At 60.5% G+C, this 15,267-nt stretch carries 16 protein-coding genes and 2 tRNA genes; 13 read left to right on the top strand and 5 right to left on the bottom strand.

Annotated features, from left to right (window positions below):
- From GA0061100_RS06390 to ppdK, 3 genes are all read left to right on the top strand, one after another.
- A partial coding sequence (locus tag GA0061100_RS06390) for an IS5/IS1182 family transposase (RefSeq protein ID WP_075851933.1) occupies positions 1 to 294 on the top strand: 294 nt, incomplete at its 5' end.
- Positions 295 to 367: 73 nt separating this feature from the next.
- Entirely contained in the window at positions 368 to 1,693 is a 1,326-nt protein-coding gene (locus GA0061100_RS06395; protein ID WP_075851934.1) for a hemolysin family protein, read from the top strand.
- Positions 1,694 to 1,964: 271 nt separating this feature from the next.
- Positions 1,965 to 4,631 carry a pyruvate, phosphate dikinase gene (ppdK, locus tag GA0061100_RS06400; protein ID WP_075851935.1) on the top strand — a complete coding sequence of 889 codons (2,667 nt, stop codon included), beginning with the start codon at positions 1,965 to 1,967 and terminating at the stop codon, positions 4,629 to 4,631.
- 23 nt (positions 4,632 to 4,654) lie between these two features.
- Here the strand turns inward: ppdK and GA0061100_RS06405 are convergent, their stop codons facing one another.
- Both GA0061100_RS06405 and GA0061100_RS06410 read right to left on the bottom strand, forming a co-directional pair.
- Complete coding sequence (locus GA0061100_RS06405; RefSeq protein WP_075851936.1) at positions 4,655 to 4,936, bottom strand: hypothetical protein; 282 nt, start codon at positions 4,934 to 4,936, stop codon at positions 4,655 to 4,657.
- A gap of 92 nt (positions 4,937 to 5,028) precedes the next feature.
- Positions 5,029 to 5,445, bottom strand: coding sequence for a hypothetical protein (locus GA0061100_RS06410; protein WP_075852601.1), 417 nt, complete (start codon positions 5,443 to 5,445; stop codon positions 5,029 to 5,031).
- A 343-nt stretch (positions 5,446 to 5,788) separates the two neighbouring features.
- Between GA0061100_RS06410 and GA0061100_RS06415 the strand changes: the two genes are divergently transcribed.
- Entirely contained in the window at positions 5,789 to 6,721 is a 933-nt protein-coding gene (locus GA0061100_RS06415; protein ID WP_075851937.1) for a DUF1499 domain-containing protein, read from the top strand.
- A 6-nt stretch (positions 6,722 to 6,727) separates the two neighbouring features.
- Here the strand turns inward: GA0061100_RS06415 and GA0061100_RS06420 are convergent, their stop codons facing one another.
- Both GA0061100_RS06420 and GA0061100_RS06425 read right to left on the bottom strand, forming a co-directional pair.
- Positions 6,728 to 7,636 (bottom strand): MBL fold metallo-hydrolase, encoded by a 909-nt coding sequence (locus tag GA0061100_RS06420; RefSeq protein ID WP_075851938.1) that lies wholly within the window; start codon positions 7,634 to 7,636, stop codon positions 6,728 to 6,730.
- Positions 7,633 to 7,935 carry a cupin domain-containing protein gene (locus GA0061100_RS06425; RefSeq protein WP_075851939.1) on the bottom strand — a complete coding sequence of 101 codons (303 nt, stop codon included), beginning with the start codon at positions 7,933 to 7,935 and terminating at the stop codon, positions 7,633 to 7,635. The genes GA0061100_RS06420 and GA0061100_RS06425 overlap by 4 nt, the downstream gene beginning before the upstream one ends.
- Positions 7,936 to 8,093: 158 nt before the next feature.
- Here GA0061100_RS06425 and GA0061100_RS06430 point away from each other — a divergent pair.
- From GA0061100_RS06430 to GA0061100_RS06440, 3 genes are all read left to right on the top strand, one after another.
- Positions 8,094 to 8,168, top strand: a tRNA-Gln gene (locus GA0061100_RS06430).
- Between the two features lie 160 nt (positions 8,169 to 8,328).
- Positions 8,329 to 9,402: a glycosyltransferase family 2 protein gene (locus tag GA0061100_RS06435; RefSeq protein ID WP_075851940.1), complete on the top strand. Its 1,074-nt coding sequence runs from the start codon at positions 8,329 to 8,331 to the stop codon at positions 9,400 to 9,402.
- 14 nt (positions 9,403 to 9,416) lie between these two features.
- A complete protein-coding gene (locus GA0061100_RS06440; protein WP_425298670.1) occupies positions 9,417 to 11,129 on the top strand; it encodes a hypothetical protein in 1,713 nt (570 codons plus the stop codon).
- A 69-nt stretch (positions 11,130 to 11,198) separates the two neighbouring features.
- Here GA0061100_RS06440 and GA0061100_RS06445 read toward each other — a convergent pair whose 3' ends face one another.
- On the bottom strand, positions 11,199 to 11,606 hold the full coding sequence (locus GA0061100_RS06445) for a hypothetical protein (RefSeq protein ID WP_075851941.1): 408 nt from the start codon (positions 11,604 to 11,606) through the stop codon (positions 11,199 to 11,201).
- Positions 11,607 to 11,911: 305 nt separating this feature from the next.
- On the opposite strand from GA0061100_RS06445, the gene GA0061100_RS06450 reads away from it, so the two are divergent.
- The 6 genes from GA0061100_RS06450 to GA0061100_RS06475 all read left to right on the top strand — a co-directional run bounded on the left by GA0061100_RS06450 (position 11,912) and on the right by GA0061100_RS06475 (position 15,237).
- Positions 11,912 to 11,988, top strand: a tRNA-Pro gene (locus GA0061100_RS06450).
- A gap of 458 nt (positions 11,989 to 12,446) precedes the next feature.
- Entirely contained in the window at positions 12,447 to 13,133 is a 687-nt protein-coding gene (locus GA0061100_RS06455; protein ID WP_244557798.1) for a pentapeptide repeat-containing protein, read from the top strand.
- A 38-nt stretch (positions 13,134 to 13,171) separates the two neighbouring features.
- Complete coding sequence (locus tag GA0061100_RS06460; protein WP_075851942.1) at positions 13,172 to 13,669, top strand: GAF domain-containing protein; 498 nt, start codon at positions 13,172 to 13,174, stop codon at positions 13,667 to 13,669.
- Between the two features lie 181 nt (positions 13,670 to 13,850).
- Positions 13,851 to 14,300, top strand: a complete 450-nt coding sequence (gene msrB, locus GA0061100_RS06465) for a peptide-methionine (R)-S-oxide reductase MsrB (protein ID WP_047627622.1) — start codon at positions 13,851 to 13,853, stop codon at positions 14,298 to 14,300.
- The gene (msrA, locus tag GA0061100_RS06470; protein WP_075851943.1) at positions 14,297 to 14,824 is read left to right on the top strand and encodes a peptide-methionine (S)-S-oxide reductase MsrA; all 528 of its coding nucleotides are present in this window, start codon (positions 14,297 to 14,299) and stop codon (positions 14,822 to 14,824) included. The genes msrB and msrA overlap by 4 nt, the downstream gene beginning before the upstream one ends.
- Positions 14,824 to 15,237, top strand: a complete 414-nt coding sequence (locus tag GA0061100_RS06475) for a DUF6314 family protein (RefSeq protein ID WP_075851944.1) — start codon at positions 14,824 to 14,826, stop codon at positions 15,235 to 15,237. Before msrA ends, GA0061100_RS06475 begins: the two co-directional genes overlap by 1 nt.
- The last annotated feature ends 30 nt before the right edge of the window (positions 15,238 to 15,267 follow it).

A 15,267-nucleotide genomic window follows, 5' to 3' on the forward strand; every position in this document is an offset into this window, starting at 1 on the left:
CTGCTCGCGCCTCTGCCGCCGAGCCGATTATGTGCCGCAGACGCCGCTTACGACAGCAACGCTTTGCGCGATTTTCTCATCGGCCGCGGTACTGAGCCTGTCATTCCCAACAATCCGACGCGAAAGAGAGTGCAGCCTTTCGATCCCGTTGCCTACAAACGCAGAAATATCATCGAACGGGCCTTCTGCCGCCTCAAGGACTGGAGACGTGTGGCAACACGATATGACAAACTCAGGCTCAACTTCGAAGCTACATGCTACATTGCCGCTCTCGTCACTTGGTGGATCGATTGAGTCTCGAGCCTAAAGCGTGCTAGCGTCGTCTCTAAATCAACAACATGGGCGCTGATCCGCCCGGAAGGGAAGTATGTCTGACTCGACTGGCGGTATTTTCGATTTCCTCGGAATACTTGCCGTATTGCTGCTCGTTGCCGCCAACGGCTTTTTCGTTGCGGCCGAGTTCTCTCTGGTATCCGTCCGCCGCAGCCGCGTAACGGAACTCGTCGCCGAAGGGCGGATGAATTCCAAGGCACTGCAGAAGGCGGTCGATAATCTCGATGCCAATCTGGCTGCCACGCAGCTCGGCATCACCATTTCTTCGCTGGCGCTTGGCTGGGTCGGTGAACCCGCCCTTGCTCATTTGCTGGAACCGCTGCTCGATTTCCTGCCCGGAACATGGGCTGCGGCTAGTTCGCATGCGATCGCCGTCGTCATTTCCTTCATCATCATCACCGCGCTCCACATCGTCCTCGGCGAACTCGCGCCGAAGAGCTTGGCCTTGCAGCGTAGCGAAGGTACTGCGCTCGGCGTCGTGCGGCCGCTTGGACTGTTTCTCTTTCTATTGCGCCCGGCAATCACCGTCCTCAATGGCCTCGGCAATCTCGTGCTCCGCCTTTTCGGGCTGCGTCCCGGTGCAGGCGAGGGCTCGCTGCATTCGCCGGCCGAGATCAAGCTTCTGATCGCGGAAAGCCAGGAAGCTGGCCTGCTGGAGCAGGCACAGCAGGATCTGGTCGAACGCGTCTTCAATATCGGCAATCGCGACGTTTCCAATATCATGACGCCGCGGCTGGAGGTCGAATGGATCGATGCCGACGATACGCCGACGGAGATGCAGAAGACCATTCGCGAAAGCCGTTTCGAGCAGCTTCTGGTCGCGCGCGGATCGATCGACGAGCCGATCGGCATGATCCTGAAAAAGGATCTCCTCGATCAACTGCTGAACGGCGAGCCGTTGAACCCGATGGCCGTCATCCGTCAACCACTGGTCGTGCATGAGGCGACGGCGGTCTTCAAGGTGCTCGAAAGTTTCAAGCGCGCACCCGTGCGCCTTGCCATGGTCATCGACGAATATGGTAGCCTGGAAGGTATCGTCACCCAGACGGATTTGCTGGAAGCAATCGCCGGCGATCTTCCCGACATGGAAAACGACACGCCTGATGTCGTCGAACGCGCCGACGGGTCGCTGCTGATGGAGGGCATGATGCCGGTCTATGACGCCTTCGCGCGGCTTGGTCTGCGCGAGGGCGAGGAAGACGTCACCTTCCACACGCTCGCAGGCTTTGCCCTCTACCAGCTTGGCCATCTGCCCGAGGTGGGCGAAAGCTTCTCCTTCGGCGGCTGGCATTTCGAGATCGTCGATCTCGACGGCATGCGGATCGACAAGATCCTGGCCCAGCGCGAGCCGCAAGCTTAGAGCAATTCCAGGAAAAGTGCGTGAGCCGCTTTCCGTACGGAATTGCGTGAAAACAAGGAACTGGAGCGGTTCAGAGGTTCCGTGAAGAGCTGAGCCGCTCTAGCCGTTAAGCCACTCTGAATTGCCCCGGAAGCTCCCGATTTCGATCAATCGATTGAAATCGGGAGCTTCCGGGGCATATTTATTGTGCAGTGCAACATTTCGCCATATTTGTCGATTTTCATTTGTGCTGCAGTGAATTAAGTTCAACCTGAGGAGTTGGACGGAGACAATGACGAATTGGGTTTACACATTCGGCGACGGCAAGGCCGAGGGGGGCGCCGGCGATTTTGAACGGCTCGGCGGTAAGGGCGCAAACCTTGCCGAAATGTGCAATCTCGGCCTGCCGGTTCCGCCGGGCCTGACGATCGTCAGCGACGTCTGCACCTTCTATTACAAGAATGGCCGCAAGATCCCCGACGAGCTGAAGCCGCAGGTCATGCGAGGTCTGCAGCGGATGGAGGCGATCACCGGCCGCAAGTTTGGCGATACAGAACGGCCGCTGCTGGTGTCCGTGCGTTCCGGCGGTCGCGCCTCGATGCCGGGCATGATGGATACCGTCCTCAATCTCGGTCTCAACGATGCCACGGTGCAGGCGCTCGGCCATGATGCCGGCGACGCCCGCTTCGCCTGGGACAGCTACCGCCGCTTCATCCAGATGTATGCCGATGTCGTCATGGGCCTCGACAACGAGGTCTTCGAGGAAATCCTGGAGGATGAGAAGGCGCGCTTCGGCCACGAGTTCGATACAGACCTAACCGCCGTCGAATGGCAGCATGTCGTCTCGATCTACAAGACCGTCATCGAAGAGGAATTGGGCCAAGCCTTTCCGCAAGAGCCGGAGGTTCAGCTCTGGGGCGCCGTCAGCGCCGTTTTCGCGAGCTGGATGAACGCTCGCGCGGTTACCTATCGGCAATTGCACAACATTCCCGAGGCCTGGGGAACTGCGGTCAACATTCAGGCAATGGTGTTCGGCAACCTCGGCAATTCGTCGGCGACCGGCGTCGCTTTCACGCGCAATCCGTCGACGGGCGAAAAGGAGCTTTACGGCGAATTCCTTGTGAATGCGCAAGGCGAGGATGTCGTTGCCGGCATCCGCACGCCGCAAAGCATCACCGAAGTCGCTCGCATAGCCTCCGGTTACGACAAGCCGTCGATGGAAAAGCTGATGCCCGAGGCCTTTGCCGAGTTCCGGGGCATCTGCGCGCAGCTGGAAGCGCATTATCGCGATGTTCAGGATCTGGAATTCACCATCGAGCGCGGCAAGCTCTGGATGCTGCAGACCCGCAATGCCAAACGAACCACCAAGGCAGCGATGAAGATTGCCGTCGATATGGTCGACGAGGGGCTGATTACCGAGGACGAAGCTGTCTCCCGCATTGAGCCGTCGACGCTGGATCAGCTCCTGCATCCGACGATCGATCCGCGCGCCCGCCGCGAACTCATTGGCTCCGGCCTGCCCGCATCGCCGGGTGCCGCCACCGGCGAGATCGTCTTCACGGCCGAAGAGGCGATCATTGCCGAGGAAGAGGGCCGCAAGGCTATCCTCGTGCGCATCGAGACGAGCCCGGAAGACATTCACGGCATGCATGCTGCCGAAGCGATCCTGACGACGCGCGGTGGCATGACCAGTCATGCGGCCGTCGTTGCCCGCGGCATGGGCATTCCCTGCGTCGTCGGCGCCGGCACCATGCGCATCGACATGCGCAACGAGAAGCTGATAGGTATCGGCGTCATCTTGAAGAAAGGCGATATCGTCACGATTGATGGCTCCACCGGCCAGGTGCTGAAAGGCGAAGTGCCGATGATCCAGCCGGAGCTGTCGGGCGATTTTGGGCGCATCATGGCCTGGGCCGATCGCTCGCGCCGCATGACGGTGCGCACCAATGCCGACACACCCGCCGATGCCCGTGCAGCCCGTTCTTTCGGCGCCGAGGGCATCGGCCTATGCCGTACCGAGCACATGTTCTTTGAGGGCGATCGCATCCATGTGATGCGTGAGATGATCCTCGCCGAAGACGAGGCGGGGCGTCGCGCCGCCCTTGCCAAGCTCATGCCGATGCAGCGGCTCGATTTTACCGGCCTGTTCACCATCATGCACGGCCTGCCTGTCACCATCCGCCTGCTCGATCCGCCGCTGCACGAATTCCTGCCGAAGACCGACGAAGAGATCGCCGAAGTGGCGGGGATCATGGGCATGGAGCCTGCCGGCCTGCGCCAGCGCGTCGATGCGCTGCACGAATTCAATCCCATGCTCGGCCATCGCGGCTGTCGCCTGGCGATTTCCTATCCGGAGATCGTCGAGATGCAGGCCCGCGCGATTTTCGAGGCCGCGGTTCTGGCCGCACGCGAAACAGGCGCGGCCGTCGTGCCCGAAATCATGGTGCCGCTCGTCGGGCTGCGCTCGGAGCTGGATTACGTCAAGGCTCGCATCGACGAGGTGGCGCGCGCCGTCATGACCGAAGCGAAGATGAAGATCGACTATCTCGTCGGCACGATGATCGAGCTGCCGCGCGCGGCATTGCGCGCCCATATCATCGCCGAGGCTGCCGAATTCTTCTCCTTCGGCACGAACGACCTGACGCAGACGACATTCGGCATGTCGCGCGACGATGCCGCCGCCTTCATCCCGACCTATCAGCGCAAGGGCATCATCGAGCATGACCCCTTCATATCGCTCGATTTCGACGGAGTAGGCGAACTCATTCGCATCGCCTCCGAGCGCGGTCGCCGCACCCGTAACGACATGAAACTCGGCATCTGCGGCGAGCATGGCGGCGATCCCGCTTCGATCCATTTCTGCGAGGATATTGGGCTGGACTATGTGTCCTGTTCCCCGTTCCGCGTGCCGATTGCGCGGCTTGCCGCAGCGCAGGCGGCGATCAAGGGACGAGCCTGATTATCTAAGCTGGGGCATGCCGGTCAGCGGCGCCAGTAGCCGCGATGATAGTAATATCCCGGGCCGCCAACGACGATCGTCGGTCCCCAGAAGAAATCATCGTTGCTTTCCATGAAAGCCCGCTGGTCCGCACGCCGGCTAAGATCCTGGTTCATCAGGCAATTGGCGAAGTTCTGAGTGCCCGGTTTGAAGCCGTAGCCGCTGCATCTGGATGCGTCCGCGGCGCGGATTTCCTCCGCCGTCTGGCAGGAGGAGAGCACAAGCGTAATAGCGAGAAGAGATAGGGCGGAAGCAGCGATACGCATGACTTGGTGTCCTGAATGCAGATGTGCAGGCACGAATTATAGCGCCGCGCGCGATGGCGCGAAAGGCGTATTACCGCTGTAGGCCGGGTTGCCTACGCTGCTTCCTTCGGCTTTGCCGGCAGCCTCTGCAAGAGATCGACGAAGGCATCGGCGAAGCGCAACAGATGCTCGGTCTCCTCATCCGGCTGCAGCAAACGAATTTCTGCGCCATCTTCGTCCAGCGCGGCAAAGAGTGTGCGCATCGTCGCATCGCTTTCGGGAATCCGGATGACAGCCAGCCTGCGGCAATCGGAGATCAGTCCTGCCGCGGGCAGATCGAAGAGGAAGTCGCCGTGCACTGCTGAGGCGGCGTGCCGCACGGCCTCGCAAAAACCCGGTTCCCCGCCGGAAAAACCTTCGAGCGAAAGCTCTAGCTCCAAGAGCTCCATCGGCAGAATAGGATCGCCCGTATCGGCTCCGGCAATCGCCGCGCCCGGCAGCGCCTTGGCAGCGACGTCTTGAGAAAGCATCGGTTCCATCTCATCAAGTCCTTTCAAAGCCTCGATAAAACGCTAAAGAATGGCCTTTTTTAGGAATTTAAGCAAGCGCTCACGTTTTTGGTCTAGGCATGGCGCGCAAAAGTGCGCAGCGGTTTTGCGGTAACGACATGCGAAGAAACGAGACCGAAAGCGCAAGGAGCGAATCTTTGAGATCGCGACGCGCTTTAGGCGTTACTCGTTTGGACCTTGAGAGAACATTGCATGTTGGTGCCGTGACATTCGATTTATTTTCGCCGTTTCTTGATCTAAACATAAGTCGTTTTCTGGGATTCGGTGCATCCGGCTTCCGATCCGACGTGCCGACGAGCCCTTGATGACCATTCGCTTCGACCGTCCCGTTTCACATGCCGCCCGCGCCGCGCGTTTGATCGCTTCGTTTGCATTGGTGCTCTGCGGGGTGACATTGATCGGTCACCGCTTCGCGCCGTTGGAAACGCCTTATTTCGTGCTGCTGCTCCTGATTTCTGCCGGCTGTGCCATCCTGGCGGTGCTGCTTGCGCTGGTAGGCCTTGCCCAGCTCTGGCAGAGCGCTGCCATTGGCGGTGTCTCCGCCGTCAAGGCGCTCGTCTATGCCGCCCTGCCGCTCGCCATTTTCGGCTTCGGCGCCGAGCGCTATTGGACCCGGCCGCATATCTACGAGATTTCGACCGATCTCAACGATCCGCCGGAATGGCTGGCAACACCGGATGCGCGGCAGCTGTGGTTGCCATCGCGCCATCTCGTGACGCAGCAGGAACGCGAGGCGCAATTCGATGCTTATCCCGCTTTGATCAGCCGCCGCTACGAGGGGGCTGCCGACCGCGTTCTGGAGGCGGTGCGCAAGGTCGCGCATGATTATCACATCACAGTCGTCAAGGCGGAGGGCGCCGATGTCGCCGATCCCAACGGCAACGTGAAGCCGAAACGCCGCACACGCCCGCCGACGATCAATCCCGCGCAGGATGACAGCACCGGCGGCGATGTGCCCGCCATCGTTCCGGTGCCGACGCCGCGTCCCTTCCGTGACGGAGTGGCGGAACTCATCCGCCAGAATACCGATGTCATCCTGCAGGGCGAAACCCGCACCCGCATTTTTGGCCTGCCATGTGACATACTGATCCGTATTCGCGAAGAGGCGGAAACGACGCTTGTCGATATCCGTGTCGCGTCCCGCTATGGCCAGGACGATCTTGGCGTCAGCGCCGATCTGGCCGATGGCTATCTGAAAGCACTGGATGCGGAATTGCTCGGCATCGCCGGAAGCTGAGGTGGCTCACGCCGGGCGATAGGCTCCGAAGAGCGCCGGCGGGCCATCGGTTTTCACCTGGCCCTTCTCGACCAGATCTTCCAGATGTGCCAGCACCGAAAGCGCGGCCGCTCCATGCAGGCGCGGGTCCGTATCGCGATAGATGGCTTTCACCATGTCAGGGATCAGCCGGTCGCCGGCCTTGATGCGTTCCAGCACGGCGCGCTCGCGCATGCGGCGATGGGTTCTGAGGCCGCGCATGAAGGAAGCGGGCTCCTTCACCGGGCCGCCATGACCCGGCAGGAACAGCCGGTCTTCGCGGGCAAGAAGCCTTTCCAGCGAGGCCATATAATCCGCCATGGAACCATCCGGCGGTGCGACGATCGAGGTCGCCCAGGCCATGACATGATCGGCGGAGAAGACAATGCCGGTGCCATCGAGCGCGAAGCATGCGTGGTTTGCCGTATGGCCAGGCGTCAGCAGCGCCGTCATCTGCCATCCGTCTCCCGAGACGCTTTGACCATCGGCAACCACAATGTCAGGCTGAAACTCCATGTCGGAGCTTTCGGCGAAGGGATTGATTTCGCCCTGATGGAGCGGCCGAGCGGCCCGATGCGGCCCTTCGCCGACGGTCAGTGCCCCCGTTGCCTCCTTCAGCCGCTTCGCCAGCGGCGAGTGATCGCGATGGGTGTGGCTGACGAAGATATGCGTGACCTCGCGCCCCTTCAGCGCCGCCATCAGGGCGGCGAAATGTTCCTCGTTCTCCGGGCCGGGATCGATGACGGCGACGGAGGAGGTGCCGACGATATAGCTGTTGGTGCCGTGAAAGGTAAAGGCACTGGGATTGTTGACCGTCATCCGTTCGATGCCGGGCGCGACGGAAACGGCGCGGCCATAGGCGGGGTCGAAGGCAAGGTCGAAGTCAGGCGTGTTCATGATTGCTTGTATTCGATTTCGATAAAGGACATAGGCTCTGTGCCGGCATTGACGACATTATGCTCGACGCCGGCCTCGCGCCGATAGGCGGCGCCCCTGGCAATGTCGACACGTCGGCTGCCGCCGGGCTCCTCCAGCAGAAACTGGCAGTCGGTCATCGGCACCACGACATAGCCAAGGCCGTGGACATGGTGTCCGGTATCGGCGCCGGGCTCGAAATCCCAGCGCGTGATGCGGCAGACGGCATCATCGAGAAGCACGGTGGGCACGGCCGGCGGGCGGGCGCGAAACGGGCTCATCGGACCTCCTTATTTCAAATGCACTGCAGCAAGACCTATCATAGCCGCCTGGAAAGCACACAGAAATATGCATCCGCGCATCACTTAGTCATTGTAGCGGGATGCGACCTTTGCTAATCAGACGCCGATTTGGCTGGTACAGCCGCCATTTCCTCTGTTGGGGCGTCGCCAAGCGGTAAGGCACCGGTTTTTGGTACCGGCATTCCCAGGTTCGAATCCTGGCGCCCCAGCCATATGTTTCCCAATATCCTAAACGGACTACAGCGATAGACTTTGCAGTGTCAGAGATATTGTCTGAGAAAATTTCCGTCGTAAGCGTCGTTATTCCACCACTTAAATATTGTTTGACCATTTTCCTCCACTGTAGTCGCCGTCATCTCGATACAGGCGATCATGAACCACGCTCCCCAGGAACTGCTGCTTTCCATCGTTGCCCCCTGCCACAATGAGGAGGAAGGGCTTGGCGAATTCTGCCGGCGTGCGGAAGCGACGGCGCGGGGCATCGCCGGCGAGGCCTTCGAGATCGTGCTGGTGGATGATGGGTCTACCGACGGCACCTGGGAGGTCATCGCCGCGCTTGCTGCGAAGGTGTCGCAGGTGCTTGGCGTGCGCCTCATGCGCAACCATGGCCACCAGTTGGCCGCTACCGCCGGTCTTGCCGCCTCGCGCGGCGAGCGGGTGTTGTTGATCGATGCCGATCTTCAAGATCCGCCGGAACTGTTGCTGATGATGATGCCGATCATGGATCGCGGTGCGGATGTCGTCTATGGCCAGCGCGTGCGCCGGCAGGGTGAGAGCTGGTTCAAGCTCGCCTCCGCTTCTCTCTTCTATCGGCTGCTGTCGCGGCTCGCCTCGGTTGCGATCCCGCGCGATGTCGGCGATTTCAGGCTGATGCGGCGGCGCGTCGTCGATATTCTGCTGGCGATGCCGGAGCGGGATCGTTTCATCCGCGGCATGGTGAGCTGGATCGGTGGCAGGCAGGTGGCACTGCCCTATGAGCGCGATGGGCGTTTTGCCGGCACGACCAAATATCCGCTGCGCAAGATGATCAATTTCGCGATCGACGCCATTACCAGCTTTTCAACCGTGCCGCTGCGCATCAGCACATGGCTCGGCCTTGCGAGCGTCGGCTGCGCCGCCTTGCTGCTGCTCTATACGCTCGTCCGCTGGTTTGCCGGGGAGACGATCGTCGGCTGGTCGAGCATCATGGCCGCCATCACCGCTTTCAGCGCCATCCAGCTCATCTGCATCGGCATCATCGGCGAATATGTCGGCCGGCTGGTGCAGGAGAATAAGCGCCGCCCGATGTTCATGATCGAAAGCCTGGCGCAGGGCGGCCGGTCGCTCGACATTCCCGGCGGCTTTTCCGACATGGATGCGGCGGGCAAGCGACGTACGCTTGAGGACGCCTTGAATAATTCCGGCGAAGCGGCTGCCAGCGCGGAGCAGGCGAGGGCAGTTCGCTGATGCCGCGAGGTTCCGTGACTTCGCCGTCGACCGGTGGCGGCGCTGTTTCCGATACTGTATCCGCGCGCCAAGCGGTTGATGCGGACACCGCCATCGTCAGGCAGAGGCCGGGCATTGCCATCGCTATCTTCCTGATCCTGGTCGCCGTTTTCGTTGCCGTCTTCAAGTTTCCGCCAATCCTCGACTATCCCAACCATTATGCGCGCATGTGGCTGCTCGCCGGCGGCATCAACACGCCGCCCTTTCGGGAGATCTATGCGATCGACTGGAACAGGACGTTTACCAATGTCGGCATCGATCTCGCCGCATACTGGCTGGGGCCGCTTGTTGGCGTTTCGCTATTGGCGCGCAGCCTTCTTTTCCTGGCGATCGTTCTGCCTCCTCTCGGGGCGATCGCCCTGCACCGGCGCCTGCATGGCGGCGGCTATTACTGGCAGATCGGCATATTGTATTTCGCCTGGTGCGCGACGCTGATCGGCGGCTTCATCAATTTTCAGATCGGGCTCGGCATGGCGCTGTTCTTCGCGACCGCCGACCACGTCTTGCAGTCCCGCAATCCGGTCGCACTGTTCGGCTGGCGTCTGCTCGCGGGCCTGCTGCTCACCGTCATGCATCTCTTTTCGCTTGGCTTCTATATGGCACTCGTCTGCGGCCTTGAATTCTCGCCGACGACGGCGGCATTGAGGTCACCTCGCGATTTCCTGCGCTTATGCGGCAGGCTTGTACTTGCGATGCTGGCCTGCGCCCTGCCGGCGATCTGCCTTTTCCTCTATCAGCCTGTCTTGCCCGATGGCGGAGGCAGTCTGGATGCATCCTGGAACAATTCCATCGTGCTGCTGCTGGCTAATCTGATGTCGGCATTCTGGAGCTACGTGCTGCCGGTGGACATGCTGTTTCTGGTCCCGTTGATATTCGTCGGAATCTATGCGGTTCTCACGCGCCGTCTGAGCGTGCATGCCGGCATGGCGGTGACGGCCGCCGGCCTGCTGCTTCTGTCCTGCGTCGTGCCGCGTCATATGCTTGGGACGGGCTGGATCAGCTGGCGCTTTCCGATCATGATGGCGCTCGCTGCCATGGTGATGATCTCTCCTTTGCCTCGCGTGCCACGCCGCCAAGCCTTTCTGGTCATGCTCGTGCTCTCGACGGTCGTTTTGGGCAGAACGGCCTGGATCGGTGTCAATTGGTGGCAGGGACAGTCCGATGTCGCTGACGTCAGCACTGTTCTGACGGCTGTGCCGGAAGGTGCAACCGTCCTGCCGGTCATGCGGCAGCAGAACGGACGCGGCATCGCCGATCATCGCTACTTCGCCTGGAACCAGGACACCTTCCGGCATTTGCCCACGCTTGCGGTCCCTTACGCCCATGCCTTCGTGCCGACGATCTTCACCGCCAGGGGTAAGCAGCCGCTGACTGTGTTACCGCCCTGGAGCGACATCGCCGTGCCGGAAGGCAATCTGTTTCCCATAGGCCTGCTGGATTGCCCCGACGAGATTTCGGCCTTCAGCGGCATTGCGCCCTATCTCAAGGATTGGCGGCATCGCTTCGACTTCGTTCTGCTCGTCAATGCCGATGTTGAGGACCGTTTCGGCGGCGTGGTTCCGCAAGGCGTGAAACTTGCCGCCGAAACGCCGTTTGCCAAGCTCTATGCCGTCGATAAAGCCTTCGTACCCGCTGCAAATGCGCCACACTCGAGAAGCTGTGCCGACATCGCTGCGGCAAACGGCTGACGCCCGCAAACGCAACAGGCGGCCTTTGCAGGCCGCCCGCTGGCATTGTTCCGTGATGAAGCTTTGGCCTCAGCTCGCCTTTTCCGGCGGAGCCAGAAGCTCGGCGCAGTAGGACGGGCCGCTGACACCAGGCTGGTCGCCGAGGATTTTAACCGAGCGAATCTCGTAGCTCTGGTTGGTAACGATGTCGGCCTTGCAGCTGAGCGAGCGCTTGCCGCTCTTCTTGCCGTCCTTGGTGACGATGGTGACGTTCTTGTAGCCGCCGCGCCAAGTATAGACGCGGTTGCCGCTTTCGTCGCGGTCGGAGATCGGCGGGCCGTAGGCGGCGAAGAAGCGGCCTGCGGACTGGCCCTGCCAGCGATCCTGAACCGGGTTCTTTGCAAGCAGCGGCAGGGCTGCTGTCGTGGTTGTCGTCGTGGTGCTGCAACCGGCCAGTGCCAGCAACAGTCCAGCCGCGGTGATCATGCGGATATTCATCGTGTCGTCCTTGAGCTTCTGTCACGCATAAGGTCGCGGAAAAGCCGCGCTGTCCCACGACATTTCCACCTGTCCCGCTTAGGGCTTTAGCGCCAAAGCCGGCAAAAGAAAATTCCCATCCGCGTGTACAAACGGGATTTTACTTGATCTGTTGCGTCTTTTGCACGCTGGCATTTTCGGCCGCTGTTTCCTGCCGATTTTCTAGGCAGCTGCGACTGTAATCTTTTCGTCAAAAATCCGATGCTTTTTTTGAAATTGGTGCTTGTGCATCAAAAATGGCTGGTCTATAGAAGCGCCGCTGGTCACGGAGTGTAGCGCAGTCTGGTAGCGCACCACGTTCGGGACGTGGGGGTCGAGTGTTCGAATCACTCCACTCCGACCAGCTTAAAATACTGATCTTGTTCCCGAAAAATCTCTCACTTAATTAAGAATGTTACCTGCTTGCCTTGCGCAAGGCCGGGCGGTGTCTCGTCAATGCCCGATGTCGGCATTTCGATCGGGCTGTCCTTCTCCTCGAGGCCGGGCGTATGAGGCCTACCGCAATTGTTCTGGTGCCTGGGCTTATTTCCCACTTCAACGGCTCACATCCAAATCGCGTCTCAAATATGCTTTTACAAAACCGGCTCTTTTTGTCGCCCGAAGCACCATATACAAGGAAGAGGGACGTGCATCCGACTCAGGCGAGAGTTCGGCTGGCAGGTGCTGGAGCGGAGTAACGGAATGGATCTTGTTGACGGGGTGGCCAGATTGGCCGGGGAAACGATCATGGGGCGACGGCGTCGCGGCGCTTTGCGCGGTGGTGCCGTGGGGAAGAGATTGGGGGTCGCCACCGGCTTTGGCATGCTGGCGCTGAGCGCCGCATTCCTTCTGGGTTCCAGCAGCAATGCCCTGCGTGCTGCCGATTGCGGCAATGTCGCCGGTCCAGGCCTCGATTGGAGCGGTTGCAGCAAGACCAACATCATGCTGCAGACAAGCGACCTGCATGGTGCCAATCTTGCGGGCGCCCATTTCGACAGCACCGATCTCAGCGATGCCAACCTGACCTCCGCCAACCTCGAAAAGGCAACCCTGGTGCGGGCCTGGCTGAAAAATGCCAAGGCGGATGGCGCGAATTTTGCCAAGATCGAGGCCTATCGCTCCGATTTCAGCAATGCCACCGCCAACGGCACATCCTTTGCCAATGCCGAATTGCAGCGGGCCGAATTTGCCGGTGCACAGCTGAAGAACGCCGATTTTCAGAAGGCGGAGCTCGGCCGTGCCGATTTTGACAAGGCCGTGCTGACGGGCGCGAATTTCTCCTTCGCCAATCTCTCGCGGGCGACCTTGAACGGCGCGGTGATGGATGGGGCAACCTCCTTCAGTGGCGCTTTCATGTATCTGACGCGCATCGAGGGCCTTGATCTGTCGAAGGCAAGCGGCCTGCAGCAGGCGCAGATCAACCTGGCATGCGGGGACAACACGACCATATTACCCTCTTGGTTGAAGGCGCCGTCCAGCTGGCCTTGCCCGCCTGACGACAAGGACTGATAGTCTCTTTGAGACTGGAACTTCGAAAGAGTAGACCCATGTTCGTTGAAAAAGCGATCCGACACGACAGCAAGCCCGAATTCTATCGCGAGCTTGCGGATCAGCTGAAAGCTTTGCTGGACGGTGAGCACGATCCGATTGCCAACGCGGCCAATACCTCCGCGTTGATCTATCAGATGCTGTCCGACCTCAACTGGGCCGGCTTCTATTTTCTGCGGCAGCCAGAAGAGCTTGTGCTCGGGCCGTTCCAGGGCAAACCGGCTTGCGTGCGCATTGCCGTTGGCCGCGGCGTCTGTGGGACGGCGGTCGAAAGGGCTCAGTCGGTCCTCGTAGAGGATGTGCACGCCTTTCCCGGACACATCGCCTGCGATGCTGCTTCACGCTCGGAGCTGGTCGTGCCGCTCTTCCGCGCCGGAAAGGTTTTCGGCGTGATCGATCTTGACAGCCCGCTACCTGGCCGCTTCGACAGCGATGATCAGGCCGGCATCGAGGCGCTTGGCGCGATTTACGCGGCGTCATGCGAGATGGATGGGTGAGGCGCGGGAAGGGCAGTGCGTCACGCAGTCGTGATCGATATGGCAAATCGATCGTGTGATACCTATATTGGCCCTGCAACCACTCCCTTAGCGCTGATCGAGCTTCATCCGGCCCTCTCGGGTCCTGTCCAGGACATTCGGCCAAGCTTGAAATTCGTGCCAAGGGGCAAGGAGAACAACAATGGGCAAATACAGCAAGACGGCAGAGGCAGTGGCCAAGCTTACCCCTGAGCAGTATCGCGTGACGCAGCAGAGCGGCACGGAACGTCCCGGTTCCGGTGAATATCTCTACAACAAGCAGTCCGGCATCTATGTCGACATCGTCTCCGGCGAGCCGCTCTTTGCTTCCGCCGACAAGTTCGATTCCGGCTGCGGCTGGCCGAGCTTCACCAAGCCGATCGAGCCCGCCAATGTCAGCGAATTGACCGACATGTCGCACGGCATGGTGCGCGTCGAAGTGCGCTCGGCCGGTGGCGACAGCCATCTGGGCCATGTGTTCCCGGACGGCCCGATCGATCGCGGCGGCCTGCGTTATTGCATCAATTCCGCCTCGCTTCGCTTCGTGCCGCGTGACCGCATGGAAGCAGAGGGCTATGGTGCCTACATCGATCAAGTGGAGGATGTAAGATGACAACGGAACGTGCAGTTCTCGCTGGCGGTTGCTTCTGGGGCATGCAGGATCTCATCCGTCGCTATAACGGCGTCATCTCGACGCGCGTTGGCTACAGCGGCGGCGATGTCCGCAACGCCACCTATCGCAACCACGGCACCCATGCCGAGGCGATCGAGATCATTTTCGATCCGCAGAAGATCAGCTACCGCGATCTGCTGGAATTCTTCTTCCAGATCCACGATCCGAGCACACGCAACCGCCAGGGTAACGATGTCGGCTTGAGCTACCGCTCGGCGATCTTCTACACCAGCGAAGAGCAGAAGCAGGTCGCCTTGGATACGATCGCCGATGTCGACGTTTCCGGCCTGTGGCCCGGCAAGGTCGTCACCGAGGTCGCGCCGGTCGGCGACTTCTGGCAAGCCGAGCCGGAGCACCAGGATTATCTGGAACGCTATCCGAACGGCTATACCTGCCACTTCGTCCGGCCGGGCTGGAAGCTGCCCCGCCGACAGGCCGACGCAGCGCAGCGCGCGGCCTCCTGATGAAGGGATCGGCCGGCATCGGTCGGCTGAATCTTTTCCTCGGCACATGGGAGGTGAAGCGGCGAATCATCGATCGCTTCAACCGTTCCCTGATCACATTTGAAGGACAGGCGTTCATTACGCCTGTCCAGTTCGAGGAACACGGCGATACGCGAAGCGGCCACGCGACGCTGAGAAGCAGCCGCACCTATCGGCTCGATGACGCGGATGACGATCTCGTCGTGCGCTTCCCTAATCTTTCGCAATTCATTCGCATCGGTGAAGGTGCCTCGCAGCGCGTCACCCATCATTGCGGTCCCGATCTCTACCGGGGCCGCTTGTTCTTTCGCTCGCCCGATGACTGGGCTGAGATGTGGCAAGTGCGCGGGCCGAGAAAAAACTATCTGAGCCTCGCGCGCTATCGACGCATTTAACCCGAGCCTGTCTCCCGGATGGGAGACGGT

It is taken from the genome of Martinezella hainanensis (assembly GCF_900094555.1).
GTDB classification, from domain to species: domain Bacteria; phylum Pseudomonadota; class Alphaproteobacteria; order Rhizobiales; family Rhizobiaceae; genus Rhizobium; species Rhizobium hainanense.

Bases quoted from the DNA above. Each gene is read 5' to 3' on its own strand.
- GA0061100_RS06395 (WP_075851934.1), top strand. From the start codon at position 368: ATGTCTGACTCGACTGGCGGTATTTTCGATTTCCTCGGAATACTTGCC.
- ppdK (WP_075851935.1), top strand. From the start codon at position 1,965: ATGACGAATTGGGTTTACACATTCGGCGACGGCAAGGCCGAGGGGGGC.
- GA0061100_RS06405 (WP_075851936.1), bottom strand. From the start codon at position 4,936: ATGCGTATCGCTGCTTCCGCCCTATCTCTTCTCGCTATTACGCTTGTG.
- GA0061100_RS06410 (WP_075852601.1), bottom strand. From the start codon at position 5,445: ATGCTTTCTCAAGACGTCGCTGCCAAGGCGCTGCCGGGCGCGGCGATT.
- GA0061100_RS06415 (WP_075851937.1), top strand. From the start codon at position 5,789: ATGACCATTCGCTTCGACCGTCCCGTTTCACATGCCGCCCGCGCCGCG.
- GA0061100_RS06420 (WP_075851938.1), bottom strand. From the start codon at position 7,636: ATGAACACGCCTGACTTCGACCTTGCCTTCGACCCCGCCTATGGCCGC.
- GA0061100_RS06425 (WP_075851939.1), bottom strand. From the start codon at position 7,935: ATGAGCCCGTTTCGCGCCCGCCCGCCGGCCGTGCCCACCGTGCTTCTC.
- GA0061100_RS06435 (WP_075851940.1), top strand. From the start codon at position 8,329: ATGAACCACGCTCCCCAGGAACTGCTGCTTTCCATCGTTGCCCCCTGC.
- GA0061100_RS06445 (WP_075851941.1), bottom strand. From the start codon at position 11,606: ATGAATATCCGCATGATCACCGCGGCTGGACTGTTGCTGGCACTGGCC.
- GA0061100_RS06455 (WP_244557798.1), top strand. From the start codon at position 12,447: ATGCTGGCGCTGAGCGCCGCATTCCTTCTGGGTTCCAGCAGCAATGCC.
- GA0061100_RS06460 (WP_075851942.1), top strand. From the start codon at position 13,172: ATGTTCGTTGAAAAAGCGATCCGACACGACAGCAAGCCCGAATTCTAT.
- msrB (WP_047627622.1), top strand. From the start codon at position 13,851: ATGGGCAAATACAGCAAGACGGCAGAGGCAGTGGCCAAGCTTACCCCT.
- msrA (WP_075851943.1), top strand. From the start codon at position 14,297: ATGACAACGGAACGTGCAGTTCTCGCTGGCGGTTGCTTCTGGGGCATG.
- GA0061100_RS06475 (WP_075851944.1), top strand. From the start codon at position 14,824: ATGAAGGGATCGGCCGGCATCGGTCGGCTGAATCTTTTCCTCGGCACA.